This is a genomic window from Pseudomonas fluorescens group sp. PF-69 (genome assembly GCF_054481235.1).
In genome coordinates, this window is record NZ_JBTMNC010000001.1 from 3,079,079 (window position 1) to 3,105,000 (window position 25,922).

Annotated in this window: 19 protein-coding genes, 4 tRNA genes, 1 rRNA gene, 1 pseudogene and 1 riboswitch (1 of these 26 cut by a window edge); of the genes and pseudogenes, 17 read left to right on the forward strand and 8 right to left on the reverse strand. The window is 57.8% G+C overall.

Annotated features, from left to right (window positions below; all coding sequences use genetic code 11):
- Positions 1–25 precede the first annotated feature (25 nt).
- The 3 genes from astB to astE all read left to right on the forward strand — a co-directional run bounded on the left by astB (position 26) and on the right by astE (position 2,744).
- Entirely contained in the window at positions 26–1,372 is a 1,347-nt protein-coding gene (astB, locus tag ACX3YF_RS14300; protein ID WP_130211412.1) for an N-succinylarginine dihydrolase, read from the forward strand.
- A gap of 61 nt (positions 1,373–1,433) precedes the next feature.
- Positions 1,434–1,721 (forward strand): topoisomerase II, encoded by a 288-nt coding sequence (locus tag ACX3YF_RS14305; RefSeq protein WP_130211411.1) that lies wholly within the window; start codon positions 1,434–1,436, stop codon positions 1,719–1,721.
- A 12-nt stretch (positions 1,722–1,733) separates the two neighbouring features.
- A complete protein-coding gene (astE, locus tag ACX3YF_RS14310; protein WP_047532369.1) occupies positions 1,734–2,744 on the forward strand; it encodes a succinylglutamate desuccinylase in 1,011 nt (336 codons plus the stop codon).
- A 120-nt stretch (positions 2,745–2,864) separates the two neighbouring features.
- Here the strand turns inward: astE and ACX3YF_RS14315 are convergent, their stop codons facing one another.
- Positions 2,865–3,374, reverse strand: a complete 510-nt coding sequence (locus ACX3YF_RS14315; protein ID WP_458973860.1) for a 6,7-dimethyl-8-ribityllumazine synthase — start codon at positions 3,372–3,374, stop codon at positions 2,865–2,867.
- Positions 3,375–3,489: 115 nt separating this feature from the next.
- Positions 3,490–3,660: riboswitch (FMN riboswitch) on the reverse strand.
- 196 nt (positions 3,661–3,856) lie between these two features.
- Between ACX3YF_RS14315 and ltaE the strand changes: the two genes are divergently transcribed.
- From ltaE to ACX3YF_RS14350, 7 genes are all read left to right on the forward strand, one after another.
- Positions 3,857–4,861, forward strand: coding sequence for a low-specificity L-threonine aldolase (gene ltaE, locus ACX3YF_RS14320; RefSeq protein ID WP_458944442.1), 1,005 nt, complete (start codon positions 3,857–3,859; stop codon positions 4,859–4,861).
- Positions 4,862–5,007: 146 nt separating this feature from the next.
- The gene (gene alaS, locus ACX3YF_RS14325) at positions 5,008–7,632 is read left to right on the forward strand and encodes an alanine--tRNA ligase (protein ID WP_130211408.1); all 2,625 of its coding nucleotides are present in this window, start codon (positions 5,008–5,010) and stop codon (positions 7,630–7,632) included.
- 91 nt (positions 7,633–7,723) lie between these two features.
- Positions 7,724–8,965 (forward strand): aspartate kinase, encoded by a 1,242-nt coding sequence (locus tag ACX3YF_RS14330; protein ID WP_007934911.1) that lies wholly within the window; start codon positions 7,724–7,726, stop codon positions 8,963–8,965.
- Between the two features lie 185 nt (positions 8,966–9,150).
- On the forward strand, positions 9,151–9,339 hold the full coding sequence (gene csrA / locus ACX3YF_RS14335) for a carbon storage regulator CsrA (protein ID WP_002554426.1): 189 nt from the start codon (positions 9,151–9,153) through the stop codon (positions 9,337–9,339).
- Positions 9,340–9,401: 62 nt separating this feature from the next.
- Positions 9,402–9,492, forward strand: a tRNA-Ser gene (locus ACX3YF_RS14340).
- 108 nt (positions 9,493–9,600) lie between these two features.
- A tRNA-Arg gene (locus ACX3YF_RS14345) sits at positions 9,601–9,677 on the forward strand.
- A gap of 72 nt (positions 9,678–9,749) precedes the next feature.
- Positions 9,750–9,826: transfer RNA gene (locus tag ACX3YF_RS14350), tRNA-Arg, on the forward strand.
- A gap of 19 nt (positions 9,827–9,845) precedes the next feature.
- On the opposite strand, the gene ACX3YF_RS14355 is transcribed toward ACX3YF_RS14350, so the two are convergent.
- Positions 9,846–10,364, reverse strand: a complete 519-nt coding sequence (locus ACX3YF_RS14355; RefSeq protein WP_130211407.1) for a cell envelope protein SmpA — start codon at positions 10,362–10,364, stop codon at positions 9,846–9,848.
- A gap of 322 nt (positions 10,365–10,686) precedes the next feature.
- Here ACX3YF_RS14355 and mgtE point away from each other — a divergent pair, with 322 nt between their 5' ends.
- From mgtE to ACX3YF_RS14370, 3 genes and pseudogenes are all read left to right on the forward strand, one after another.
- A complete protein-coding gene (gene mgtE, locus ACX3YF_RS14360) occupies positions 10,687–12,129 on the forward strand; it encodes a magnesium transporter (protein ID WP_047532344.1) in 1,443 nt (480 codons plus the stop codon).
- A gap of 111 nt (positions 12,130–12,240) precedes the next feature.
- Positions 12,241–13,572 (forward strand): IS4 family transposase, encoded by a 1,332-nt coding sequence (locus ACX3YF_RS14365; protein WP_130211656.1) that lies wholly within the window; start codon positions 12,241–12,243, stop codon positions 13,570–13,572.
- A gap of 113 nt (positions 13,573–13,685) precedes the next feature.
- Positions 13,686–13,856: pseudogene (locus ACX3YF_RS14370) on the forward strand (group II intron reverse transcriptase/maturase); the annotation flags it as partial.
- Positions 13,857–14,100: 244 nt separating this feature from the next.
- Here ACX3YF_RS14370 and ACX3YF_RS14375 read toward each other — a convergent pair.
- Positions 14,101–14,427: an Arc family DNA-binding protein gene (locus tag ACX3YF_RS14375; RefSeq protein ID WP_003178899.1), complete on the reverse strand. Its 327-nt coding sequence runs from the start codon at positions 14,425–14,427 to the stop codon at positions 14,101–14,103.
- A 592-nt stretch (positions 14,428–15,019) separates the two neighbouring features.
- Here ACX3YF_RS14375 and ACX3YF_RS14380 point away from each other — a divergent pair.
- Positions 15,020–15,096: transfer RNA gene (locus ACX3YF_RS14380), tRNA-Arg, on the forward strand.
- A gap of 250 nt (positions 15,097–15,346) precedes the next feature.
- Here the strand turns inward: ACX3YF_RS14380 and ACX3YF_RS14385 are convergent.
- The 5 genes from ACX3YF_RS14385 to ACX3YF_RS14405 form a co-directional block, all read right to left on the reverse strand.
- Entirely contained in the window at positions 15,347–16,612 is a 1,266-nt protein-coding gene (locus ACX3YF_RS14385; protein WP_458973861.1) for an aspartate aminotransferase family protein, read from the reverse strand.
- Positions 16,609–17,673: a phosphotransferase gene (locus ACX3YF_RS14390; RefSeq protein WP_458973862.1), complete on the reverse strand. Its 1,065-nt coding sequence runs from the start codon at positions 17,671–17,673 to the stop codon at positions 16,609–16,611. Before ACX3YF_RS14390 ends, ACX3YF_RS14385 begins: the two co-directional genes overlap by 4 nt.
- Positions 17,666–18,400: an SDR family NAD(P)-dependent oxidoreductase gene (locus ACX3YF_RS14395; protein ID WP_047532313.1), complete on the reverse strand. Its 735-nt coding sequence runs from the start codon at positions 18,398–18,400 to the stop codon at positions 17,666–17,668. The genes ACX3YF_RS14390 and ACX3YF_RS14395 overlap by 8 nt, the downstream gene beginning before the upstream one ends.
- Before the next feature lie 84 nt (positions 18,401–18,484).
- Complete coding sequence (locus ACX3YF_RS14400; protein WP_130211552.1) at positions 18,485–19,162, reverse strand: GntR family transcriptional regulator; 678 nt, start codon at positions 19,160–19,162, stop codon at positions 18,485–18,487.
- Between the two features lie 195 nt (positions 19,163–19,357).
- The gene (locus tag ACX3YF_RS14405) at positions 19,358–20,377 is read right to left on the reverse strand and encodes an AraC family transcriptional regulator (RefSeq protein WP_458944445.1); all 1,020 of its coding nucleotides are present in this window, start codon (positions 20,375–20,377) and stop codon (positions 19,358–19,360) included.
- A 616-nt stretch (positions 20,378–20,993) separates the two neighbouring features.
- Here ACX3YF_RS14405 and ACX3YF_RS14410 point away from each other — a divergent pair.
- From ACX3YF_RS14410 to ACX3YF_RS14420, 3 genes are all read left to right on the forward strand, one after another.
- Positions 20,994–22,772 carry an acyl-CoA dehydrogenase gene (locus ACX3YF_RS14410; protein WP_458944446.1) on the forward strand — a complete coding sequence of 593 codons (1,779 nt, stop codon included), beginning with the start codon at positions 20,994–20,996 and terminating at the stop codon, positions 22,770–22,772.
- Positions 22,773–22,987: 215 nt separating this feature from the next.
- Positions 22,988–24,484 carry a succinate CoA transferase gene (locus ACX3YF_RS14415; protein WP_458973863.1) on the forward strand — a complete coding sequence of 499 codons (1,497 nt, stop codon included), beginning with the start codon at positions 22,988–22,990 and terminating at the stop codon, positions 24,482–24,484.
- Positions 24,485–25,196: 712 nt separating this feature from the next.
- Positions 25,197–25,922 (forward strand): 16S ribosomal RNA (locus ACX3YF_RS14420) (it continues 811 nt past the right edge of the window).

Consider the following 25,922-nt stretch of genomic DNA (forward strand, 5'->3'; position numbering starts at 1 on the left):
AACAGATTCTCGTGGAGCCTCGCTGATGAAATCCTATGAAGTCAATTTTGACGGTCTAGTGGGGCCTACCCATAACTACGGTGGCCTGTCCTACGGCAACGTGGCGTCCCAGAGCAACAGCCAGCAGTCTTCGAACCCGAAGGAAGCCGCGCTGCAAGGCCTGGCAAAAATGAAAGCGCTGATGGAAATGGGCTTTCAGCAAGGCGTGCTGGCGCCACAAGAGCGCCCGGACGTGGCGGCACTGCGTCGCCTGGGCTTCAGCGGCACCGACGCTCAAGTCATCGAGCGCGCCGCCAAAGACGCCATGCCCCTGCTGGTTGCCAGCTGCTCGGCTTCGAGCATGTGGGTGGCCAACGCCGCTACCGTCAGCCCAAGTGCCGACACCGCGGATGGCCGCGTGCATTTCACCGCCGCCAACCTGAATTGCAAATACCACCGCAGCATCGAACACCCGACCACCAGTCGCGTGCTGGGGGCGATGTTCGCCGACCAGAAGCACTTCGCGCACCACGCGGCCCTGCCGGCCGTGGCGCAGTTCGGTGACGAAGGCGCCGCCAACCACACCCGTTTCTGCCGTGAGTACGGTGAAGCCGGAGTTGAATTTTTCGTCTTCGGTCGCAGTGCGTTCGATACCCGCTACCCGGCACCGCAGAAGTACCCGGCGCGCCAGACCCTCGAAGCGTCGCAGGCCGTTGCCCGTTTGCACGGCCTGAGCGATGACGGCGTGGTCTACGGCCAGCAGAACCCATCGGTGATCGATCAGGGCGTATTCCACAATGACGTGATCGCCGTGGGTAATGGCGAAGTGCTGTTCTATCACGAGGACGCATTCCTCGAGACCGAGCAGATGCTGGCCGAGTTGCAGAGCAAGCTCGCCAGGGTCGGTGGCAAATTCCAGTCGATCTGCGTGCCGCGTTCCGCTGTAACCGTTGAAGACGCGGTTCGTTCCTACCTGTTCAATAGCCAGCTGCTGTCCCGTCCGGACGGTTCCATGCTGTTGATCGTGCCGGAAGAGTGCCGTGGCAATGAGCGTGTCTGGCAATACCTGCAGGGTTTGACCAGCTCCGGCGGCCTGATCCGCGAAGTCAAAGTCTTCGATCTCAAGCAGAGCATGCAGAACGGCGGTGGCCCGGCTTGCCTGCGTTTGCGTGTCGCTCTCAACGAAACTGAACTGGCGGCGGTCAATCCAGGAGTTATCATGACGGCGCCGTTGTATGGCACGTTGACCGAATGGGTCGACAAGCACTACCGCGACCGCATGACCGAAAACGATCTGGCGGACCCGCAATTGTTGCTTGAGTGCCGGACGGCACTGGATGAACTGACACAAATCCTTAAACTGGGCTCGGTTTATCCATTCCAGATCAATTGATCGACGGCGCGCGCTCGGGCACGACAGCGCGCCGCTTCATCTCAAATGAGAGCGTAAATAAATGAGCGATACCCTGCAGCTGATCCTTGAAGACACCGATGGCACGCAACTGGAGACTTCCTGCACCCGTGTCGCGGTCCTGTGGCAAGGCAAAGAGCTGTGGATCCAGCATGATGGCCGTGGTCAGTTGCTGATTGGCGTGGACGTCGAAGAAGGTGACGCCGAATACGCCAACCTGCTGCTGCGCCCATTGGCGACTAATCTGGTAAGTCTGCAACTGGAAATGGAACCGGCTGAAGTCGGCGACGAAGACCACGTTCACGGCCCGGATTGCAATCACGATCACTAAGGAAACCGCTCTATGCTCGCCCTCGGCAAACTGCTTGAACTGACCCTCGCCGGCCGTGAACCGGCGGAGAAGACTCAACTGACTGTCGAAGGCGTGCGCATGCGCTGGTTGAGCGAAGGTGCGCTGGAAGTCCGGCCACCTGAAGCTCGCGACAATGGCCTGGACCTGCTGCTGTCGGCGGGTATCCACGGTAATGAAACAGCGCCGATCGAACTGCTCGATCGCCTGTTGCATGACATCGCCCGCGGTGATCTGAAACCGCGTGCACGTATTCTGTTCCTGTTCGGCAACCCCGAGGCGATTCGCAAAGGCGAGCGTTTCGTCGAGCAGGACGTCAATCGGCTGTTCAACGGCCGTCACGAACAAAGCAGCGGCTCCGAAGCGTTGCGCGCTTGTGAGCTGGAGCGCCTGGCGGCGAGTTTCTTCAGCCTGCCGGACCGCGATCGCCTGCACTATGACCTGCATACCGCCATTCGCGGCTCGAAAATCGAGCAGTTCGCGTTGTATCCGTGGAAGGAAGGTCGTCAGCATTCACGCCAGGAGCTGGCCCGCCTGCGCGCCGCCGGCATGGAGGCGGTGCTGCTGCAGAACAAGCCGTCCATCGTTTTCAGTTCCTACACCTACGACAAGCTCGGTGCCGAGTCCTTCACGCTGGAGTTGGGCAAGGCGCGGCCATTCGGGCAGAACGACGGGGTGAACGTGTCCAGGCTGGAAACACGCCTCAAACAGATTATCGAAGGCTCCGAGCCGGCGCTGAATGAAGTGGCGCTGGATGGCTTGAAGCTGTTCAGCGTCGCGCGGGAAATCATCAAGCACAGCGATAACTTCCGCCTGAACTTGCCAGCGGACATCGAAAACTTTTCGGAGCTGGAAGTGGGTTATCTGTTGGCCGAAGACATCGCCCAGACCCGCTGGATCATCGAGGAGGAGGGCGCCCGGATCATCTTCCCGAACCCCAAGGTGAAGAATGGCCTGCGTGCCGGCATCCTGATCGTACCGACCACCGACGAAAATCTGGCCTGACCGGATAACCCTGTAGGAGCGAGCTCGCTCGCGATGGACTTGAGAACGCCGCGGGGTATCAGATACACGGCGTTTTCGTTGAAGACCATCGCGAGCAGGCTCGCTCCTACAGGTCCTGTGTTAAACAGCGACTGCGCGCGGCTCAGTACGGCGCAGGCTGCGAATCTTGTGCAGCGTATCCGCGCACGTCTTCGCCGCTTCCTGGCCTTTGTGCACGAAATGCTCGAAGAAGAACTTCTGGTGTTCTTCACCGGCATGGAAGTGGTGCGGGGTCAGGGACACCGAGAACACTGGCACTTCGGTTTCCAGCTGAACCTGCATCAGGCCGCTGACCACTGACTGGGCGACGAACTCGTGACGGTAGATGCCGCCGTCCACCACGAGGGCTGCCGCTACGATGCCGGCATAACGGCCGGTCTTGGCCAGCAGCTTGGCGTGCAGGGGCATTTCAAAGGCGCCGCCGACTTCGAAGAAGTCGATCTCGGATTCCTGATAACCCTGGGCAATCATTTCGCTGACGAAGCCTTTACGGCTCTGATCAACAATATCCTTGTGCCAGCAGGCCTGGATGAACGCAACGCGTTCGCCGTGATGGTTTTTGCTTTTGCTGTCGATTGCGGTGGGTTGCATGTTCTGACTCCTGTTTGTGTGAAAAACAGGGCGTTATGAATCGAATGGGATTTAAGGGTACGCAGGCGCAAGTGCCTGCGGACGGCGCTTTGGTATAGAGCCTAGGCGGCGCCAATCCCGTTCTCTCTTCATCCGGACTATGACCGTCGGCCCCGGGATCACACCGGGTCTGCTGACCTTGCCGCCAGTCACCGCCGAAGCCGTACTGTCGCCAAGCGCTCGCGGGCTATGCGCGTTGCGCGCAATTACCGCCGGTGGGGAGTTGCACCCCGCCCTGAGAACGTTTTGCCGCCAGATTGTCTGGCGGCGCAGCGTTTTTAACACATATTTCCTACGTGCGCATCGATGCTTTCAGATCAATCTCATCGAATTTTTCACTGGATTACCCCGACTTTTCCTTCACCAAGGGTTGATTATTCATCGGCATGACCGCAGTAATTCTTTTCTGAAAGGGATTTCCCCTGTTTACCGAGGCCAGATTCATGAGTGTTATCGATCTTCGCAGCGACACCGTCACCCAACCCACCGCCGGCATGCTCGATGCGATGACCGGCGCCGCCACCGGCGACGACGTTTATGGTGAGGATCCGACGGTCAATCGACTGGAAGCCGAATTGGCCCGGCGTCTGGGTTTTGCGGCGGCGCTGTTCGTACCGACTGGCACGATGAGTAATTTGCTGGGGCTGATGGCTCACTGCGAACGCGGTGACGAGTACATCGTCGGTCAGCAAGCGCACACCTATAAATACGAAGGTGGCGGCGCGGCAGTGCTCGGTTCGATCCAGCCGCAGCCACTGGAAGTGCAGGCAGATGGTTCGCTGGATCTGGCGCAGGTCGCCGCCGCGATCAAGCCGGATGACTTCCACTTCGCCCGGACCCGATTGCTGGCGCTGGAAAACACCATGCAGGGCAAGGTCCTGCCGTTGGAATATCTGGCAAGGGCGCGCTGTTTTACCCGTGAGCATGGGCTGCAACTGCACCTGGATGGCGCGCGGCTGTACAACGCAGCGGTCAGGCTCGGGGTCGACGCCCGGGAAATCACCCGGCATTTCGACTCTGTCTCGGTTTGTCTGTCCAAAGGTCTGGGCGCGCCGGTGGGTTCGGTGCTGTGCGGCTCGGCCGAGTTGATCGGCAAGGCTCGGCGCCTGCGCAAGATGGTCGGCGGCGGCATGCGGCAGGCCGGGATTCTGGCGGCGGCAGGCTTGTATGCACTGGACAACAACGTTCAGCGGCTGGCTGATGACCACGCCAACGCACAATTGCTGGCCGAGGGCCTGCGCGGGGCAGGTTTTGAGGTCGAGCCGGTGCAGACCAATATGGTCTACGTGCAGATGGGCGACCAGGCCGAAGCGCTCAAGGCGTTCGCCGACGCGCGCGGGATCAAGTTGAGCGCGGCCGCACGCCTGCGAATGGTCACGCACATGGACGTCAGTGCGGCGCAAATCGAGCAGGTCGTCGCGACATTCGTCGACTTTTCGCGCAAGTGATAGCGTTAGCGCTCCAATTGACTGTTTCTATCGTATAAACACGCTGTACCCCGCGCGCAGGGCCGATATAATGCGGCCCTTTGCCGTCGCTTCGTCTGTTGACGTTTCGAACAGGCCTTTGGCCGCAGCCTCCGTGGAAGAACCTAATGAAAAGCGCAGAAATCCGTGAAGCCTTCCTTCGCTTCTTCGAAGAGCAAGGCCACACCCGTGTAGCCTCCAGCTCTTTGATTCCGGGCAACGACCCAACCCTGCTGTTCACCAACGCGGGGATGAACCAGTTCAAGGACTGTTTCCTGGGCCAGGAAAAGCGCGCGTACACCCGCGCCGTCAGCAGCCAGAAATGCGTGCGCGCCGGCGGCAAGCACAACGACCTGGAAAACGTCGGCTATACCGCCCGTCACCATACTTTCTTCGAAATGCTGGGTAACTTCAGCTTCGGTGACTATTTCAAGCGTGATGCCATCACCTACGCCTGGACCTTCCTGACTTCCGACAAATGGCTGAACCTGCCAAAGGAGAAGCTCTGGGTCACGGTCTATGCCAGCGATGACGAGGCGTACGACATCTGGACCAAGGAAATCGGCGTTCCCGCCGAGCGCATGGTTCGTATCGGCGACAACAAGGGCGCGCCTTACGCTTCCGACAACTTCTGGACCATGGGCGATACCGGCCCGTGCGGTCCTTGCACCGAGATTTTCTACGATCACGGCGCCGACATCTGGGGTGGCCCACCGGGCTCGCCGGAAGAAGACGGCGACCGCTACATCGAAATCTGGAACAACGTGTTCATGCAGTTCAACCGCACCGCCGATGGCGTGTTGCACCCGCTGCCAGCGCCGTCGGTAGACACCGGCATGGGCCTTGAGCGGATCAGTGCCGTGCTGCAGCACGTGCATTCGAACTATGAAATCGACCTGTTCCAGAGCCTGCTGAGCGCATCGGCCAAGGCCATCGGTTGCACCAACGACGCACAGGCTTCCCTGAAAGTCGTGGCTGACCACATCCGTTCTTGCGGTTTCCTGATCGCTGACGGCGTGCTGCCATCCAACGAAGGCCGTGGCTATGTGCTGCGCCGGATCATTCGTCGCGCCTGCCGTCACGGCAACAAGCTCGGGGCCAAGGGCAGCTTCTTCTACCAGATCGTCGCGGCACTGGTCGCCGAGATGGGCGAAGCCTTCCCTGAACTGAAATCCCAGCAGGCGCATATCGAACGCGTTCTGAAGGCCGAAGAAGAGCAATTCGCCAAGACCCTGGAGCAGGGCCTGAAAATCCTCGAGCAGGATCTCGCCGAACTCAAGGGCGACGTGGTGCCCGGCGATGTGGTGTTCAAGCTCTACGACACCTACGGTTTCCCGATGGACCTGACCGGCGACATCGCTCGCGAACGCAACCTGACCATCGACGAAGAAGGTTTCGAACGCGAAATGGAAGCCCAGCGCGTCCGTGCCCGTTCGGCCAGCTCCTTCGGCATGGACTACAACAGCCTGGTCAAGGTGGATGTCGATACCGAGTTCACCGGTTACCACGCCACCAGCGGTTCGGCGAAAGTCGTTGCCCTCTATAAGGACGGGCAATCGGTCGATGTGTTGAGCGAAGGCGAAGAAGGCGTGGTCGTTCTGAACCAGACCCCGTTCTACGCGGAGTCCGGCGGCCAGGTCGGCGATTGTGGCTACCTGCAGGCCGGTGCTTCGCGCTTCGATGTGCGCGACACCACCAAGACCGGTGGCGCGTTCCTGCATCACGGTGTGCTGGCGTCGGGTAGCCTGTTGATCGGTGCGCCGGTGGAAACCCACGTCGAGGCTGACGTGCGTCACGCCACTTCGCTGAACCACTCGGCCACTCACTTGCTGCACGCCGCGTTGCGCCAGGTGCTGGGCGATCACGTTCAGCAGAAAGGCTCGTTGGTCGACAGTCAGCGCCTGCGTTTCGACTTCAGTCACTTCGAGGCGATCAAGCCGGAACAGCTCAAAGCGCTGGAAGAGATCGTCAACGCCGAAATTCGCAAGAACTCCGCGGTTGAAACCGAAGAGACCGATATCGAAACCGCCAAGAAGAAAGGCGCCATGGCGCTGTTCGGCGAGAAGTATGGCGACAATGTTCGCGTGCTGAGCATGGGCGGTGATTTCTCCGTTGAGCTGTGCGGCGGTATTCACGCCAACCGTACCGGCGACATCGGCCTGCTGAAAATCATCAGTGAGGGCGGTGTGGCGTCTGGTGTGCGTCGTATCGAAGCGGTCACCGGTGCTGCGGCCCTGGCCTACTTGAATGCGGCCGAAGAACAACTCAAGGAAGCGGCCAACCTGGTCAAGGGCAGCCGCGACAACCTGATCGACAAGTTGTCGGCTGTGCTGGAGCGCAACCGTCTGCTGGAGAAACAACTCGAGCAATTGCAAGCCAAGGCCGCCAGCGCCGCGGGCGACGATCTGTCGGCTTCGGCACTGGACGTCAAGGGTGTGAAAGTGCTGTCCGTGCGTCTGGACGGTCAGGATGGCAAGGCGCTGCTGGCGCTGGTCGATCAGCTGAAAAACAAACTCGGCCGCGCAGTGATCCTGCTCGGCAGTGTCCATGAGGAAAAGGTCGTACTGGTTGCAGGTGTAACCAAGGACCTGACTGGCCAACTCAAAGCCGGTGATTTGATGAAGCAAGCCGCTGCGGCAGTGGGCGGGAAGGGCGGTGGTCGTCCGGACATGGCGCAGGGCGGCGGTACCGACGCTGGCGCACTGGATGCAGCACTGGCGCTGACAGTTCCATTTGTAGAGCAGGGTTTATAAGGCAGTGCTCTCGGCCCGCAGTCTAGTGGCGGGCCGGAACGCTGTTTGAGTGATTATTTGGGCGCCCTTCATGGGCAGAGGCGGCTTTGAAATGGCTTTGATCGTACAGAAATTTGGAGGCACCTCGGTCGGCACTGTCGAGAGAATCGAGCAAGTCGCCGACAAGGTTAAGAAATTCCGCGATGCCGGCGATGACCTGGTGGTTGTGCTGTCTGCAATGAGCGGCGAAACCAACCGTCTGATCGATCTGGCCAAGCAAATCAGTGGCGACGGGCAACCGGTTCCGCGTGAACTGGACGTGATCGTTTCCACCGGCGAGCAGGTGACGATTGCCCTGTTGGCCATGGCGCTGATCAAGCGCGGTGTGCCGGCGGTATCGTACACCGGTAATCAGGTCCGGATTCTGACGGATAGCGCGCACAATAAAGCGCGTATCTTGCAGATTGATGACCAGAAGATTCGCGGCGACCTGAAGGCTGGTCGTGTGGTCGTTGTCGCTGGTTTCCAGGGTGTCGACGAGCACGGCAATATCACGACCCTCGGTCGTGGCGGTTCTGACACCACGGGTGTGGCCCTGGCAGCAGCCTTGAAGGCTGATGAATGCCAGATCTACACCGATGTCGATGGCGTCTACACCACGGACCCGCGCGTCGTGTCCGTGGCCCAGCGCCTGGACAAGATCACCTTCGAAGAGATGCTGGAAATGGCCAGCCTCGGTTCCAAGGTGTTGCAGATCCGTGCGGTCGAGTTCGCCGGCAAGTACAACGTTCCGCTGCGCGTACTGCACAGCTTCAAGGAGGGTCCGGGCACCCTCATTACTATTGATGAAGAGGAAACCATGGAACAGCCGATCATTTCCGGCATCGCTTTCAACCGCGATGAAGCCAAGCTGACCATCCGTGGCGTGCCAGACACCCCGGGCGTGGCGTTCAAGATTCTCGGTCCTATCAGTGCCGCGAATATCGAAGTCGACATGATCGTGCAGAACGTTGCGCACGATAACACCACCGACTTCACCTTTACCGTGCACCGCAACGACTATCAGGCCGCACAATCAGTGCTGGAAAACACCGCTCGCGAGATCGGTGCCCGTGAAGTCGTGGGTGACACCAAGATCGCCAAGGTTTCGATCGTCGGCGTTGGCATGCGCTCCCACGCAGGCGTAGCCAGCCGCATGTTCGAATCCCTGGCCAAGGAAAGCATCAACATCCAGATGATCTCGACCTCGGAAATCAAAGTCTCCGTAGTGATCGAAGAGAAGTACCTGGAACTGGCTGTGCGCGCCCTGCACACGGCTTTCGAACTGGACGCACCGGCCCGCCAGGGCGAGTGATGCGTTTGCCAAGGAGCGCGGTCTGACCGTGCTCTTTGCTTTTTGAACGGCGCGACCCGAAGCTGTTCTTTTGCTCGTGCTGGTCAATACTCAGGCATGCAGGCCGCGACCGCTTTGGTTGTAGGTCGAGTGCCTCTTTTTTTGCAGACTGTTGTCCCTGAAATGTAATGCGTGAGGAGAAAGGTATGCTGATTCTGACTCGTCGGTGCGCAGAAAGCCTGATTATTGGTGATGGCGAAATCACTGTGACCGTGCTCGGCGTCAAAGGAAATCAAGTGCGTATTGGTGTGAATGCCCCTAAAGAGGTGGCTGTCCACCGTGAGGAAATCTACCTGCGTATCAAGAAAGAGAAGGACGAAGAACCAAGCCATTAATTTTTATCGTTTTTTATGTTTGCAAACGGGGAAGAAGCTGGTTAATATACGCCCCGTGTTGCGGAGAGCTGGCCGAGTGGCCGAAGGCGCTCCCCTGCTAAGGGAGTACACCTCAAAAGGGTGTCGGGGGTTCGAATCCCCCGTTCTCCGCCATTATTTTCGTAGTACGTTGTAATCTGGCTTCTTCGGTAAGTTGTTGAAATTACTAGAAAAAAGCGCTTTACAAACAGATTGAACGGCCTATAATGCGCGGCAACAAATGCACTCGTAGCTCAGCTGGATAGAGTACTCGGCTACGAACCGAGCGGTCACAGGTTCGAATCCTGTCGAGTGCACCATTTAAGAGTTGTTTGCAGTGATGTGAATGACTTGGCTTCAACCAGTTGTGATCTGGTATAAAAACACAAAATGCACTCGTAGCTCAGCTGGATAGAGTACTCGGCTACGAACCGAGCGGTCACAGGTTCGAATCCTGTCGAGTGCACCATACAACAGAAAGCCCGCATTTAATGCGGGCTTTTTGCCGTCCGGGATTTGGCTTTTCCTTTCGTACATCCTCTCGCATCAAATTCTACGTTTGCGCTTCGACCTCGCTTGGTGTCGTAGCGATAACTCGTGGTCGAATTCCGAATGTTGATCTTGTCTGGTTTGCCCAAGGCGCTTTCGACGTCTTGTTGGCTCATGCCGGCAACAATTCGCTGATTGATGATTGCTTCTCGGCGCTCCCTGGCACTGATCAGGTTTCCACATTTGTCCTCTGGCTGGCCGACGACAGTCATATCGCGGTTTGTGAATGTCCTTCCCGGTGTTGCTAGGGGGTTGGCGTCCGGCATGAGGGCGATAGCCGTGCCGGGCGAGTAGGGTTGCACTTCCTGGGTTGAAAGGTGCTCGCCGGCTGCGCAGCCCATTGTAGTGAAGGTGATGCGTCCGTCAGGCGCTTCGCAGCGATGGATGGTTGTGGCGTGTACGACGAGTGGCAGGCAAAGAAGGGGGAGCAGTAGAAGGCAGGATGATTTTTGTGGCATTCGACGTCCTCCGTGACGGTGCTCGTTCAAAGGTAGCTGCTACATTTTCATTTGTCGGTGTGTTTTCTTTTCGGGATGAGTCGTCGCAGTTTGAAGGATCAGGATGGTGCTCAAGATTGTTTCGCAAGCGCTTGTTTCAGCCACGATTTTTTAACGTTTAAAACCGTCGGGCGGTGTTATCATTGCGCCCGTCAGCCCCGCCGGGGCTTGTGGAATACCTCCATGGACTTACCCAGTAGTTACTTAATACCCCGTTTTTCCAATCATGAATTGACTGATTGATACTTCCGGCGTGCCCCGCTGCTGGGAGTGGAGTTCGCCTATGTCTGAAGTTGAAGTAAAGAAAACGCAAGAAAGCTTGCAGGACCGCCTCGCTCAAGTTGTTGAGCTGTTGCAGCGTCAGCGAGTAGTAGAAGACCTGACTCATCGCCAGGAAGGCCCGCATCACGATCGGGTTGAGAACCTGGTCCACCGGCAGAATCTCGTCGAGTTGCAACGCAAGCTCGATGATCTGCACTCCGCCGACGTCGCCTATATCCTTGAAGCCTTGCCACTGGACGATCGTCTGGCGCTTTGGCAATTGGTCAAGGCTGATCGTGACGGCGACATCCTTCTCGAAGTATCCGACTCGGTTCGTGAAACCCTGATCGCCGACATGGACGATCATGAGCTCCTGGCTGCAGCCAAGGACATGGATGCCGACGAACTTGCTGACCTGGCCTCAGAGCTGCCGCGAGATGTCGTCCATGAGCTGATGGAAACTCTCGATGGTCAGCAGCGTGAGCGTGTTCGCTCCGCATTGTCCTATGACGAGGATCAGGTCGGTGCCTTGATGGACTTCGAGATGGTGACCATCCGTGAGGATGTCAGTCTCGAAGTGGTTTTGCGCTACCTGCGGCGCCTCAAGGAGCTGCCCGGCCATACCGACAAACTGTTTGTGGTTGATTATGACGGCGTCCTCAAAGGGGTGTTGCCGATCAAGCGTTTGCTGGTCAACGACCCGGACAAGCAGGTTTCTGAAGTGATGGCCAGCGATCCGGTGAGCTTTCATCCGGATGAAGAGGCCTACGACGCGGCTCAGGCGTTTGAGCGATACGATCTTATTTCGGCACCTGTCGTAGACAAAAACGGCAAGTTGATCGGTCGACTGACCATTGATGAAATGGTCGACCTGATTCGTGAAGAGAGCGAGAACGAAGTTCTCAATATGGCGGGTCTGCGCGAAGAAGAAGATATTTTCGCGTCCGTCTGGAAGTCCTTGCGTAACCGTTGGGCCTGGCTGGCGGTGAACCTGATCACTGCATTCGTTGCATCGCGGGTGATTGGTCTTTTCGAAGGCTCAATCGAGAAGCTGGTAGCGCTTGCGGCGCTTATGCCGATCGTGGCGGGTATCGGGGGCAATTCCGGTAATCAGACGATCACTATGATTGTTCGGGCGATGGCGTTGGATCAAGTGAGCACTGGCAATACTTCGCGACTGATGCGCAAAGAGTTGGCGGTTGCACTGATCAATGGCGTGATTTGGGGTGGTGTGATCGGCGTTGTTGCCTATCTTCTATACGGCAGCTGGTCTTTGGGTGTGGTGATGACCGCTGCCATGACACTCAATTTGTTGCTTGCAGCACTGATGGGGGTTCTGATCCCGATGACGCTGGCGCGGCTTGGGCGCGATCCTGCCATGGGGGCCAGTGTCATGATTACGGCCATGACTGATAGCGGGGGGTTCTTTATCTTCCTTGGTCTGGCGACGATCTTCCTGCTCTGAGATGTTTGTCCTAAAGCCCGCCTTCCGGCGTAATGCTGTTCACTTAAGCATTTGAGTCAAAGCCGGGCTTCCTAGAAAATCCGATGCCAGACCTCTGGCATCGGATTTTTTATGTCTGTTCAACAGGACTTGCTCGACCTCGGCGACCTTTTCAACTTCTGTGACTTGAGCACTTTCACTCAAAATATTCCCATCGAGTGGGTCGCGTCTGCGCTCGACCTCTCCAGTCAGGCGACCATTCGCCGGCGGCGCCTGCCCGCTGATCAAGTGCTGTGGCTAGTGCTTGGCATGGCGTTATTTCGTGACGAGCCGGTTCACGAGGTGGCCAGGCGTTTGAACATCTGCGCCCAAGGCCTGGCCTCTGACCATTTGCTGGCGCGCAGTGGTGTAACCGAAGCTCGTAAACGGCTCGGCGCCGATCCTGTTGAGTGGTTGTTCCGTAAGACCGGCAACCATTGGGGCGCAGAGCGCTATGACGATGATGCCTGGCATGATCTGCAGGTTTTCGCGGTGGACGGTGCGCTTTTGCGCACCCCGGATACGCCCGAGCTTCGAGATCACTTCGGGTCGGGAAACACCTCCAGCGACCGCCAGACACCGTTTCCGATGCTGCGCCTGGTGGCGCTAATGAATGTGCGTTCGCACGTGATCCTGGATGCACAATTGAGCCCTTACCGACGCAGTGAAATGCGCCTGGCCGACGAGTTTTTGCAGCAGATTCCCGACCATTCGGTGACGCTGTTCGACAAAGGGTTCTGGGGCGCGGAGCTGCTGTCGAGCCTGAGCACAACGGGCACCCACCGTCATTGGTTGATCCCGGCAAAAAAAGGACTGGTCTGCGAGGAGGTGGCCCGTTACAGCCAGCACGACCGTTTGGTGCGTATGAAAGTCTCGCCACAGGCCAGAAAGCGAAATCCGACTCTTCCCTCGCACTGGGAGGTACGCGAAGTTAGCTATGAAATTCAAGGCAAAGTGAAGACCGTCATGACGTCCTTGCCGGCCAAGACCTACACCACCAAGGCCGTTGCCAAACTTTATCAGGAGCGTTGGGAGATCGAGTTGGGTTTCAGGGACATCAAGAGTTCGATGCAACAGAACGCAATGACCTTGCGCAGCAAAAAAATCGAGCTGATCTATCAGGAAGTGTGGGGGCTGTTGCTGGCTTACAACGTGATTCGCCGGGAAGCGAGCCAAGCGGCGGTGGCGTTTGGTCGAGCACCTTCGGACATCCGTTTCAAACCAGCCTGTCAGTACATCGCCGTGCAATTGATCGTGATGGCAGCAGCCAATCCAGTTTCAGCGACAGGGAGACGCTTGGCGGAACTGAGGGCAGGTATCGGGGGGTTGTTTCTGGATCACCGCCCCAGGCCTTCGAGGCCAAGGACGGTGAAGATTTCAAAGACCCGGTTTCCAGTGGACCGTAAGGCTGCTCCGCTTAAGTGAACAGCATTACGCCTTCCGGCGGGCTTTTTTTTTTATGGGTGCGCCAGGCATGGCGCGTTGCGTGCTGGTGTAACCAGCCTGGTGCGGCTTGGTTGGTGTGTTGAAGGCGCTGACCGGTCCTCAAGGCTCGGTTGCTGGCCGGTGAGTATCGTCTGCAGGTGTGTGCTTCAAAAGAAACCAAAGGCGGGGCGCAGCGACTGGGCATTCCCAGTGTCGTGGATCGCCCGATCCAACAGGCGTTGTTGCTACAGCTAACGACGATCTTCGACCTTTTGTTTTCGGACAATAATGGACGCTGAGTCGGGGAAAGTGCCACGTGGCACGGCCTCGGGTCTGTGATTATCCGAGTTATGGGGGGGGTGGCGTCAGCAGTCGAGGCTGGGGGTGGCAACGATGAATGGGGCGCTTGCGCGGGGGCCACAAAGGCCCATGGTCGAGCTCTCGAACGCTACATTTGAATCAAGTGTTGCCAAAAAAACAGGCGAAAAAAAGCCAGCAATTAGGCTGGCTTGAGATTTTCTGTGTGAATCAGGAAGCGTCTGCGGCCATTTCCGCATCATGGGCAATCAGCGAAACGAGAGCGTTTTGCTGGCGGTGGGATAGCTGTCGGAAGCGTTGCAGCAATTCACGTTCGTGCAATGAGAGCTCTGGACTGTCCAGGCGCATGCTTAGTTCTTCGCCCAGTGCGCCTTCCTGAATAAGGCTCTGTTCAAGGCGCGCGATGATTTCGGAGTTCATGCTGCGATGATGATTGCGAGCCACCTCGGCAATGCGTTCACGCATTCCGTCTGGCAGACGTACGACGAACTTGTCAGCCGTACGGCTGGAATAAATTGCCTGTTTCAATGGGCGCATATATTTAACCGGTTAGTTCAGGGGAGCGGTTTTCGGGATTGACCGCAGGATGTCTGATAAGACAAGCGCTCTGGCCAAATGTTCAACCTGAATTGATAGAGGCTCGCATCATGCCTCACTGAGCCAGATCATTGGCGTCAATTCTGTGACAAATATTGAACTGGATAAAGGCATTATGCCAGCACCAATTATCAGAAATACGGACTGGTCTGGAAAGTGGTCTGGGTCCGTATTGCTGGCCGCGTCCTTTGCCCGTCAGAGAGTGTCGATAAATATCCGAGGGCTTTTCGTGCGAATTCAATCGCTGTTCCTTGCTCCTACAGGATAGTGGCAAATGGCCGATTTACTAGGGCCAAGTGCATACTCAGAGCGATTTAGGATGGATGGCGAACAGATTTGTTTGATGTAGCATCCTGGAACACTCCCGGTAAAAGGAGCGTCAAGGGATCTTTTTTGGCTTCCGCGGCAAATTTCGCGATACTGCGTGGCGTCTGCCTACACTTAAAATGCCTAAGGACGACATGACAAAGCCATGCTTGCCCGTTAACATGCACGCCGTCCATTGCTCCGCAAATCCTTGCGGGCGGTTTTTGTCTCAGTAGCTCAATTGGATAGAGCATCCCCCTCCTAAGGGGAAGGTTGGCAGTTCGAACCTGCCCTGGGACACCATATATCCAGGCACTCTCTCATTTTCAGCTATTGCAGTTGACCGCTTTCGCTGTCTGCTTCGGTCACTACGCCCATCGCAATGCTCATCCCTTCTTATAGCTACCAGTCTTGGATTGACGGGTATTGGGATGAATGTGCGTCGACCAACGTGTGCCTGGATGCCTGAATCGATGCCGGATTGCCCCATATCAGGACCTGTTGCGGGCGCCGAGGCTGGCTCCGTCAAATCGGCGCCGGTACAGCGTGACGTTCAGCGCAGGTCGTTCAACGTTGCATCCAGTCGTTCGAGCAGCAGGTCCGCATGCTCGCGGGCAAATACCAAGGGCGGGCGAATCTTGAGGATGTTGGCCATGGGGCCGGTCGAGCTGATCAGCACCTGACGGCGGCGCATGCCGTTGACGACCGCCGCCGCGGCAGCTGCTGCCGGGGCTTGCGTCTCGCGGTCTGCAACCAGTTCGACACCGATGAACAACCCCTCGCCGCGTACGTCGCCAATGACTTCATGGTGCTCGGCCAGTTTGCGCAACCCCTCCTTGAGATAGCTGCCGACATCGCGGGCATTGGCTTGCAGGTTTTCTTCGCGCAGCACCCGCAGTACCGCATGCGCAGCCTTGCAGGACACCGGGTTACCCCCGTACGTATTGAAATAACGTTGTTGGCGACCGAATTGATCGAACAACGCCGAGCGCCCGACCACCGCGGCAACTGGATGGCCGTTACCCATGGGTTTGCCCAGCGTGACCAGATCCGGAATCACTGATTCACGGGCAAACCCCCAGCGCTGCCTACCGGTGCGGCCGAACCCTGGCTGCACCTCATCGGCGATATACAGTCCGCCGGCGTCTCGCACGCATTGCGCGGCAGCGGCCAGTTCGCCGTTCGCAGGGCTGAACACACCATCGCTGGAGAAAATGCTGTCGACCAGCAGCGCCGCGGGTTTGATGCCTTGCGCCTGCATGTCTTGCACGGCCGCTTTGACGCTGGCGACGAAATCGGCGGTACGGCGGTAGGAATCCGGAGCCTCCACCAGGCGCACATGGCTGGCGGTGGGGAGGCCCGTGGCCAGCGATGGCGATACCTCGGCCAATGCGCTGGTCACGCCGTGGTAGGCCCAGCGGGTGACAATGATGCCCGTTCCGCCGCTGTGGCATCGTGCGATGCGCAACGCCAGATCGTTGGCCTCGCTGCCGGTGCAGGTCATGGTCATGTTATCGAGTTGCGGGGGAAACTCGCTGAGCAGATCTTCTGCGTATTCCACGATCGACGGGTGCAGATAGCGCGTGTGGGTATTGAGCAGGGCGCTTTGCTCGGCAATGGCTGAGACCACGGCGGAGTGGCAGTGACCGATGGACGCCACGTTGTTATAGGCATCCAGGTAGGCGGCATTGTTTTTGTCGTACAGCCACACGCCTTCACCCCGCACCGGCGCGAAGGGTTCCTCGTAAAACAATCGATAGCTGGCGCCCAGTGCGCGTTGGCGACGGGCGAGCAGTTCAGCGGCGGTGGACGAACTCATGGAGCCTCCGGTGTGCAGGCGTTGATCAGGCTTTGGGTCAGCAACCCCTCGGGCAAGGCGGTGAGGCATTGCAGATTGCGCCAGGTGGTGCGCAGGTTACGCAGGACGTAGGTGCGGTTTTCCGGATACAGGCTGGCGCGCCACTGGGCGATGGTGATGGCCATGGCCATGCGCATGGCGATCAGGTCGCCGAGTACAGCCAGCTCCTCGCGCTGCAACGGGATCTTTGCGTGGTAGGCGGCGACAAAGGCCTTGATCTGCCACAGTGGGTCGATGGCCTCGGCGTCGAACTGATATGAGAGAGCCGTCCCCAATTCGTTGATTAGCGGGGCGTGGAGGGCATCGCCGAAGTCGATGATGGCCGCAACGCGGCTGGCGGTTTCGCAGTCGAGCATGACGTTGTGCGGGTTTAGATCGTTATGAATCACCTGCGCACGCAGTTTGGCCAGACGCGGTTTTACCGAGGTTTCGTAGCCGTCCAGCAGGGCGCAAACCAATGGCAGTTGATCGACGTCCAGGTTATCCAGATACGGCCTGATTCGCTCCGCGTGACCGACATCCCAGAGCAGATCGCGATGAGCGGCAGGGTGCTGGAAGTCATTGAGGGCCAGGTTGATTTCGGCCAGGGAGGTACCGAGTTCGTGCATCAGCGCAACGCTGGGCATGCCCAGATTCTGCGAAATACCGTCCAGGTAGCTGACGGTGCGCAGTGTCAGTGTTTGCTCGCTCACCAGCACTTTCGGTTCAACCTCCCCACTGAGTGCAGGCAGCACGCGCGGAACCGGCAGGTGCGCACCGTGCCGCTCGATGTGCAGCAACGCCTGGGTCTGGAAGCTGATGACGTCGGGATCTTCGGCTGGGTTGATGAATTTCAGGACGAAGGCACCGCAGCTGGACCGGATGAGAAAGTTGGCATCGCGTTCGCCATTGAGCAGCTTCAGCGTGCCTTTGAGGCCGTATACCCGATCAGCGATTTCCAGTGCTTCGGCAGGCGACACGTTTGGCGTCTGGGTGGTCATTAATTCGGTGCAACACCCCTTGTCCATGATGGCCTCAGACATGCTGGCCACCATTGACGTGAATTTCCGCTCCGTTCACGTAAGAAGCGCCGCTGGTGCAGAGGAAGTAGATCAGCGAGGCGACTTCTTCCGGTTTGCCCAAGCGATTCATGGGTACCAGTCGCTCGACGATGTCGGTGGTGCCCGGCGACAGGATGGCGGTGTCGATTTCGCCGGGGGCAATGGCGTTGACCCGCACCCCGTGCGGGCCGAAATCGTAGGCCATTTCCCGAGTCAGAGCCGAGAGCGCCGCCTTGGACGTGGCGTAGGCGACGCCAGCAAAAGGGTGCACCTTGGAACCCGCAATGGACGTGACATTGATGATGCTGCCCTGGGCGGCTTTCAGTTCATCGAACAAGCCACGAGCGAGGAGGGCGGTAGAAAACAGGTTGACGTTGAACACCTTCAGCCACGTGGCGTAATCGGTTTCCAGCACGCCAAGTCGACCACCTTCCGGACTTTTTGGTGACACGCCAGCGTTGTCTACCAGCGCATCAAGCCTTCCCCCGAGTTTTTCCTTAATGGTCGCCAGGCTGGCGCTGACACTGTCGATGTCCTCAAGATCCAGATGGATATGGTTGAGCAAGCCTTCCGCCCATGGGCATTCAGCGACCCAGCTTTGCCGGGAGGCGGTGAATACTTCCCAGCCAGCCGCATTGAAATGCTTGACCGTCGCATGGCCAATGCCGCGGCTGGCGCCGGTTAACAGTAGCTTTTTTTTCTCGCTCATGAGCACGGCTCTTCGTAATTGAAGTTTGATGCATCATGTTTTTAGGCGCGCAAGTACTCAATAGGGGCATCAGAGATCGTTTCGTCAGGAAGCCGCTTCCTGACTGACGGCTATGAATTCCAGCATTTTTTGATTGCCGTCGAGAATGTCCGCCTGGATTGCGTGTTTGGCGGCAGCCGCATCCTGCTGACGCAGGGCATTGAGTACTTCGATATGGTGTTCAATGGCCATGGTCAGGGAGAAGTGCGCGTACGCCTGTGCGATCAGCGGTCCTGCGCGCATCCACAGACTGTCCAGATAGCTGCGCAGCAAAGGCATGCGTGCGGCTTCCGCGATCAAAAAGTGAAATTCGCTATTCAGGCGAAGCGCTTCAGGAAGGTCGCTATTGTTGATGGCTTCTAGGTTGAGCTGAATGTTGGCGTCGATGCGTTTAAGGTCGTTTGAGGTGGCAAGCCGCGCGGCGGTTTCGGCACCAAGACCTTCAAGATTCAACCGTAGCGTGCGGATTTCCAGATAGGCCGCACTGTCGAGCACCGGTACTCGAATGTCCTTGGGGGTCTTGAGCACCAGAGCTTTCTCTTTCGCCAGTTGCAGAATGGCGTCTCGCACGGGGGTGACGCTTGTTCCCAGCTGGCTGGCCAGCTCCCGGATGCGCAGTCGATCATCAGGCTTGAGGCTGCCCGTGATCAGGGCGTTGCGCAGTTGGGAGTAAACGTTGCTGCCCAGATAGGTGTGAGTGATCGTGTCGAAGGGGTAAGGCATGAATCACCGGATGCATGGAGCTGTTTGGCCAAAGACTATACAACATGATGCATTAAGTCTTTTGCGGAAACCGGCGTAGCAATATGGATAAGAGGCTGGTCCGGGGGGAGGGCGGTGCCTGGTGGCGGCGATAACGGGGCAGCGATTGATTCAGACCAGCAGAGCTCACTGAACCGTCCGAAAAGATACTGAGGGCTATTTCTTTTGGCGCGCCACGTCTCGGTAGTTCTTGGGTAGCTCGCCGGTCCATTGCCGAAACGCTCGGGTGAACGCGGACGGCTCGGAAAAACCCAGCATTTGGGAAATGAGGCTGATCGACATCGACGTCTGGCTCAAGTAGTGGATCGCCATGTCGCGACGCACTCCGTCCTTGAGTCGTTGAAATTGGCTGCCTTCGGCCGAGAGTTTTCGCCTGAGCGTTCGCTCGGTGAGGTGCAATTCAAGGGCGGCACTCTGAATGGTTGTTTCAGCCAGGTCCTCGGAACGCTCCAGATGATCCAGTACCCGCCGTGTATAAACCGGGTAGTAGGCAGGGCGAGTGAACCAGTCGAACGGTGCCCGCTCCAAGTGATGACCGAGGGTCTCGGGCGTTTGCACCAATGGCGCCGTGAGTATCGCGGCATCGAACACCAGGCAGGTCACGGCCTGGTCGAACTTCGCCGGGCAAGGAAACATCAAGCGGTATTCGGTCAGGTGTTTGGGCGCAGGATGGTCAAACGCGACATGTTTCAGGTGGATCCGCTGGCCAATCAACCAGCTGGGAAATCGATGCCACAGCAGCAACAGGAAACCTCTCAACAAGTAATCCTGGTCTTTGGCCGGGTCCTTGAGCGCCATCGAAAAAAACGCCTCATCGCCAACGATGTCGAGTGACAGATGCAGGGAGTCATTGATCACGTTGTAGAAGTGGCTGAGCTTGTAATACACCGAATGCAGGTTGTGCGAATGAATGACCTGCTTGGCCATGATGGCAAATACACCCTGTGGACAGCGTTGCGAGCCCATGCCAAGAAACTCGTCGTCAGCCAGGCGCCATACGGCCCGCATCAGGCGGCTGAATTGGTCAGGCGTGATCCGCAGATGGGCATTTTCCAGCATGCGCTGGTTAAGGCCTGCTTCCTTGAGCAGCACCGCTTCGTCTAGCTGAAGACGGTGGCCGGCATTCATCAGCATTCGGGCGAAATGGATAGAGATTGAATAGCGTTCGATGCCCATCGGAGGCAGATTCCTGCAGTGTGTGCGGTCAGTTTATCGCCTAAGTGCTGTCCGATAATGTCTATTTTTAGACTGGTTTCGTTATTGTCGCCAAGGGGCCTCCCGATAGAAGCTAGCCGCCACCTGTAGACGCCTGTCTGACCCGGTCAGAACGCTGTTATTGCCTCCAAGGAAGCCCGTCCGTGCACGTGCAAGTAGTCGACGCGGTTGCCGTCCGCCAGAACGTGACGGCATCCGAAACAGATGCATCCCGCCTGAAAAACCGCACGCTAGACGAATGGGCGCGTCACCGTTGCAGTGCGTACGTACGCCCATGCGACGCACAGCCTTCCCTATACGCGCCGATCGCCGCGCCGGTTCCCAGGCCGGGCACGGCACCAATGAACGTCTTTGCATCTGCGACGCCGTGGTCATTACCGGCGCCACCTGGTGCGTAACGTTTGAAACAAGAGGTCCACGAACATGGCCAATTTAGTCGATTACCGAGTGCTGTCAGCCAAGGCCTGACATGACTCGGGCCGACACTGAACAACGCCCGTTATTACCCAGTCGTTTGCCGCCCCTGTGGCTGACACAGGCGGCCTGCCTAACGCATCGCTTTAGTGAGGAAACAAAAATGAGTGATTACACCCACCCCTACCGCGACACCACGTTCGTGCTCAAAGAACTGGTCGAGTTTGAAGCCTTGTGCGCGTCGGCCCATCTGGACGACGTCAACGATGAGCTGGTTTCCGCGATTCTGGCCGAGGCCGGTCGACTGGGCTCCGGGGTATTGGCACCACTCAATCGGATTGGCGACACCCAAGGCACGCGCCTGAATGAGCAAGGCGTGCAGGAAGCGGCCGGGTTCGCCGACGCCTATCACCAATTCCAGGCTGGCGGCTGGCCTTCATTGACCGCCGCTGAAGCGTGGGGCGGCCAAAATCTCCCCAACGTGATCGGCACTGCCGTCAGTGAGATCTGGCACTCGGCCAATATGGCCTTCGCCCTCTGTCCGATGCTGACCCAAGGCTCGATTGAAGCGATCGCGCACCATGGCTCGCCCGCCCTGCGCGAGGCTTACCTGTCCAAACTGGTCAGCGGCGAATGGACTGGCACCATGAACCTCACCGAACCCGATGCCGGTTCGGATTTGGCCGCCATCAAGAGCCGCGCCATTCCTCAGGGTGACCACTACCTCATCAGCGGGCAAAAAATCTTTATCACCTGGGGCGACCACCAGATGACGGACAACGTTGTCCATCTGGTACTGGCCCGGCTGCCGGACGCACCGGCCGGCGTCAAAGGGATTTCCCTGTTCCTGGTGCCTAAATTCTTGCTGGATGCTCAAGGCGAGCCCGGCGCACGTAACGATGCCCGCTGCATCTCGTTGGAACATAAACTGGGCATCCACGGCAGCCCGACCTGCGTCATGAGCTTTGGCGACAACGGCGGAGCCATCGGTTATCTGGTGGGCGAACCGCACCAAGGCTTGGCCTGCATGTTCACCATGATGAACCACGCCCGGCAAAGCGTTGGCCTGCAAGGGCTGGCCATCTCGGAGCGGGCTTATCAGCAGGCGCGTCAGTACGCAAAAGATCGTCTGCAAGGGACTCGCAAGGACGGCAGTCGCTTCTCTATCATCCATTTCCCCGATGTTCGTCGCATGCTGCTTCAGATGAAGTCGTCCATCGAAGCGATGCGGGCTCTGGCGTTGGTGGCCGCTGCCGAAGTGGACCGCACTGCTCACGCGCCTGACGCCGACACGGCGAAGGTCCATCAAGGTCGCGTCGATCTGCTCACACCTATCGTTAAAGGGTGGCTGACCGAAATGGCGCAAGAGGTGACCTCGCTCGGTGTGCAAATTCACGGCGGCATGGGGTTTATCGAAGAAACCGGCGCAGCCCAGCACTACCGTGATGCCCGTATTCTGACCATTTATGAAGGCACCACCGGCATCCAGGCACTGGACTTGGTCGGGCGCAAGACCCTGCTTAACCAAGGCGAACTGCTCACCCGTTTACTGGACGAAATCGGCGAAACCGTCGCCCTGCTACAAGGTTCGGCCACATTGGTCCATCAGGCCAAGGCACTGGATGATGCCTTGCGCGCTGGTCGCGCCGCTCTGCGCGTGCTCCTCGACAATGCCAAAAACGACGCCCACCTGGCGGGTAGCATCAGCGTCAATTTCATGATGCTGTTCGGCTACCTGAGTGGCGGCTGGTTGATGGCCCGCTCGGCACTCAGTGCTCAAGCTCTGCTGGACTCGGGCAATGGTGATCCGCAGTTCCTGGGCGCCAAGCTGATTACTGCCGATTTCTATGCCGAGCAACTGCTGCCTCGCGTACACGCCCTGCTGGCAGCGATTGGCGGTGGCAGTAAAAGCATCATGGCGCTGGACGATGAGCAGTTCTGACCCTGCGCGGGCCTGATCGACCCAGGTGATGGCGCCGCCACAAAAGCCTTGGCGACGCCTGCCTTAATCGTCTCGGCCTTCGCTTGTGCCCAGACTAACGAACAATCCGACGAGCAGTGCTTCTCAGAGGCACTGCCCGGAATGGGCGCGATTACCGGTTGAGCGGCAGATGTCCGGTGACCCGCCTGCTATTCCCTACCTTCGAGGTTTTTTCCATGCACGCTGCGCGTATCCGGCTGGCTTCCCTGCACGACAAAATCATGAGTGCACCACAGGCCGCCCTGCTCATTAAAGACGGCATGACCATCGGCATCAGTGGTTTTGGCGGTGCCGGAGACGCCACGGCAGTCTCCCTGGCCTTGATCGAACAGGCCAGGCGCGACCCGCTGAAAATCAACCTGATCACCGGCGCCAGCCTTGGCCATGGTCTGGACGGGATGATGGCCGAAGCGGGTCTGTTGGCCCGGCGCATGCCTTTTCAGGGCGACCCTGTGTTGCGCAAGGCTATCAACGAAGGGAAGGTGATGTTCATCGACCAGCACCTCTCGGAAGTGGTCGAGCAGTTGCGCGGTGGCTACCTGCCGACCCCGGATATCTCGGTTATCGAGGCGGTGTGCATCACCGAGCAGGGGCATATCGTGCCCACCTCGTCGGTGGGCAACTCGGCCAGCCTGGCACTGGCCGCCAAACAGATCATCGTCGAACTCAACCTGTCGAGCAGCCCTCATTTCGAAGGGCTGCATGACATCTACCAACCCCTGGACCGTCCTCACCGTGGCGCGATCCCTGTTGTCCAGTCAAACAGCCGCATTGGCAGCCATGCCATCGAGATCGCCCCGTCACGCATCGCCGCCATCGTTATCAGCAACACACCCGAGGCGGCGGTTCCCATGTTGCCGCCTGACAACGACACTCAGGCCATTGCCAATCATTTGGTTCGGTTTTTCGAGAACGAGGTGGAAATGGGCCGCCTGCCGAGAAACCTGGCGCCGCTGCAAGTGGGGGTGGGTTCCATCGCCAACGCAGTGATGTGCGGCTTGATCGACGCCCCGTTCAACGACCTGGTTCAGTACTCCGAGGTATTGCAGGATTCCACCTTTGACCTGCTGGATGCCGGCAAGCTGAAATTTGCCTCGGGGTGCTCCATTACCCTTTCCAGTGCCTGTGGCGAACGGGTCTTCAAGAACCTGGGGCAATACGCCGAGCGCCTGGTCTTGCGTCCACAGGAAATCTCCAACCACCCGGAGGTCATTCGGCGTCTAGGGATTATTGCCATCAACACCGCGCTGGAGTTTGACCTGTATGGCAACGTCAACTCCACCCATGTCGGCGGTACACACATGATGAATGGTATTGGCGGATCGGGAGATTTTGCCCGCAACGCTCACCTGTCGATATTCGTGACCAAATCAATTGCCAAGGACGGGAAAATCTCTCGCGTAGTGCCCATGGTCAGCCACGTCGACCACACAGAGCATGACATCGACATTCTGGTAACCGAACAAGGGCTGGCTGACTTGCGGGGGCTGGCGCCTCGGGAACGAGCCCGAATCATCATCGATCACTGTGTACACCCGGACTACCGGGAGGCACTCAACGATTACTTCACCGCCGCCTGCCGCTTGGGCGGGCATACTCCTCACGATCTCAACCAGGCGTTGAGTTGGCATATCCGCTTGAACGAAACAGGCAGCATGCAAGCGGCCCGATAGCGAGCCGAAGCCTGTACCTCGAATAACCACTTGCTCAAGGTCCTCGCCGGCCCCTGAGCGAGTGGTTTTCGAACATGGTCTGAATCAATTGGCCGGCTCCCAAGTGCGCATCGCCAGGTTGAGCCTACCCTGGACACAGAATTCTTCAGACACTGGTGATCCTTTCTATATAGAAGAGAAGGTGATCTTGCCCCGCCTTCTGCAAGTAATTGATAGAAAACCCAAATAAGTGCTTGACGGCGAATTATAGAAGCCTATAATTCGCCCCACTTCCGGCGCAGTCGAAATGGAAAACTCCTTGGAATACAATGAGTTACGCGGTTTTCGGCAGCAGGGTGCTTCAGGTCATCGAAGTCGAAAGGAAGTTGAAAAAGAGGTGTTGACAGCAGCGAGTAACGCTGTAGAATTCGCCTCCCGCTGACGAGAGATCGAAAGCGCAAGTGGTTGAAGTTGTTAAGGAATCCTTGAAAACTTCTGAAAATAATCACTTGACAGCAAATGAGGCTGCTGTAGAATGCGCGCCTCGGTTGAGACGAAAAATCTTAACCAACCGCTCTTTAACAACTGAATCAAGCAATTCGTGTGGGTGCTTGTGGAGTCAGACTGCTAGTCAACAGATTATCAGCATCACAAGTTACTCCGCGAGAAATCAAAGATGTAACCAACGATTGCTGAGCCAAGTTTAGGGTTTTCTCAAAACCCAAAGATGTTTGAACTGAAGAGTTTGATCATGGCTCAGATTGAACGCTGGCGGCAGGCCTAACACATGCAAGTCGAGCGGATGAAGAGAGCTTGCTCTCTGATTCAGCGGCGGACGGGTGAGTAATGCCTAGGAATCTGCCTGGTAGTGGGGGACAACGTTTCGAAAGGAACGCTAATACCGCATACGTCCTACGGGAGAAAGCAGGGGACCTTCGGGCCTTGCGCTATCAGATGAGCCTAGGTCGGATTAGCTAGTTGGTGAGGTAATGGCTCACCAAGGCGACGATCCGTAACTGGTCTGAGAGGATGATCAGTCACACTGGAACTGAGACACGGTCCAGACTCCTACGGGAGGCAGCAGTGGGGAATATTGGACAATGGGCGAAAGCCTGATCCAGCCATGCCGCGTGTGTGAAGAAGGTCTTCGGATTGTAAAGCACTTTAAGTTGGGAGGAAGGGCAGTAACTTAATACGTTGCTGTTTTGACGTTACCGACAGAATAAGCACCGGCTAACTCTGTGCCAGCAGCCGCGGTAATACAGAGGGTGCAAGCGTTAATCGGAATTACTGGGCGTAAAGCGCGCGTAGGTGGTTTGTTAAGTTGGATGTGAAAGCCCCGGGCTCAACCTGGGAACTGCATTCAAAACTGACAAGCTAGAGTATGGTAGAGGGTGGTGGAATTTCCTGTGTAGCGGTGAAATGCGTAGATATAGGAAGGAACACCAGTGGCGAAGGC

Bases quoted from the DNA above. Each gene is read 5' to 3' on its own strand.
- ACX3YF_RS14415 (WP_458973863.1), top strand. From the start codon at position 22,988: ATGCACGCTGCGCGTATCCGGCTGGCTTCCCTGCACGACAAAATCATG.
- ACX3YF_RS14315 (WP_458973860.1), bottom strand. From the start codon at position 3,374: ATGCAACCCACCGCAATCGACAGCAAAAGCAAAAACCATCACGGCGAA.
- ltaE (WP_458944442.1), top strand. From the start codon at position 3,857: ATGAGTGTTATCGATCTTCGCAGCGACACCGTCACCCAACCCACCGCC.
- ACX3YF_RS14385 (WP_458973861.1), bottom strand. From the start codon at position 16,612: ATGAGTTCGTCCACCGCCGCTGAACTGCTCGCCCGTCGCCAACGCGCA.
- ACX3YF_RS14305 (WP_130211411.1), top strand. From the start codon at position 1,434: ATGAGCGATACCCTGCAGCTGATCCTTGAAGACACCGATGGCACGCAA.
- ACX3YF_RS14400 (WP_130211552.1), bottom strand. From the start codon at position 19,162: ATGCCTTACCCCTTCGACACGATCACTCACACCTATCTGGGCAGCAAC.
- ACX3YF_RS14405 (WP_458944445.1), bottom strand. From the start codon at position 20,377: ATGGGCATCGAACGCTATTCAATCTCTATCCATTTCGCCCGAATGCTG.
- ACX3YF_RS14410 (WP_458944446.1), top strand. From the start codon at position 20,994: ATGAGTGATTACACCCACCCCTACCGCGACACCACGTTCGTGCTCAAA.
- ACX3YF_RS14330 (WP_007934911.1), top strand. From the start codon at position 7,724: ATGGCTTTGATCGTACAGAAATTTGGAGGCACCTCGGTCGGCACTGTC.
- ACX3YF_RS14390 (WP_458973862.1), bottom strand. From the start codon at position 17,673: ATGTCTGAGGCCATCATGGACAAGGGGTGTTGCACCGAATTAATGACC.
- ACX3YF_RS14395 (WP_047532313.1), bottom strand. From the start codon at position 18,400: ATGAGCGAGAAAAAAAAGCTACTGTTAACCGGCGCCAGCCGCGGCATT.
- mgtE (WP_047532344.1), top strand. From the start codon at position 10,687: ATGTCTGAAGTTGAAGTAAAGAAAACGCAAGAAAGCTTGCAGGACCGC.
- astE (WP_047532369.1), top strand. From the start codon at position 1,734: ATGCTCGCCCTCGGCAAACTGCTTGAACTGACCCTCGCCGGCCGTGAA.
- ACX3YF_RS14355 (WP_130211407.1), bottom strand. From the start codon at position 10,364: ATGCCACAAAAATCATCCTGCCTTCTACTGCTCCCCCTTCTTTGCCTG.
- astB (WP_130211412.1), top strand. From the start codon at position 26: ATGAAATCCTATGAAGTCAATTTTGACGGTCTAGTGGGGCCTACCCAT.
- alaS (WP_130211408.1), top strand. From the start codon at position 5,008: ATGAAAAGCGCAGAAATCCGTGAAGCCTTCCTTCGCTTCTTCGAAGAG.
- csrA (WP_002554426.1), top strand. From the start codon at position 9,151: ATGCTGATTCTGACTCGTCGGTGCGCAGAAAGCCTGATTATTGGTGAT.
- ACX3YF_RS14375 (WP_003178899.1), bottom strand. From the start codon at position 14,427: ATGCGCCCATTGAAACAGGCAATTTATTCCAGCCGTACGGCTGACAAG.
- ACX3YF_RS14365 (WP_130211656.1), top strand. From the start codon at position 12,241: ATGTCTGTTCAACAGGACTTGCTCGACCTCGGCGACCTTTTCAACTTC.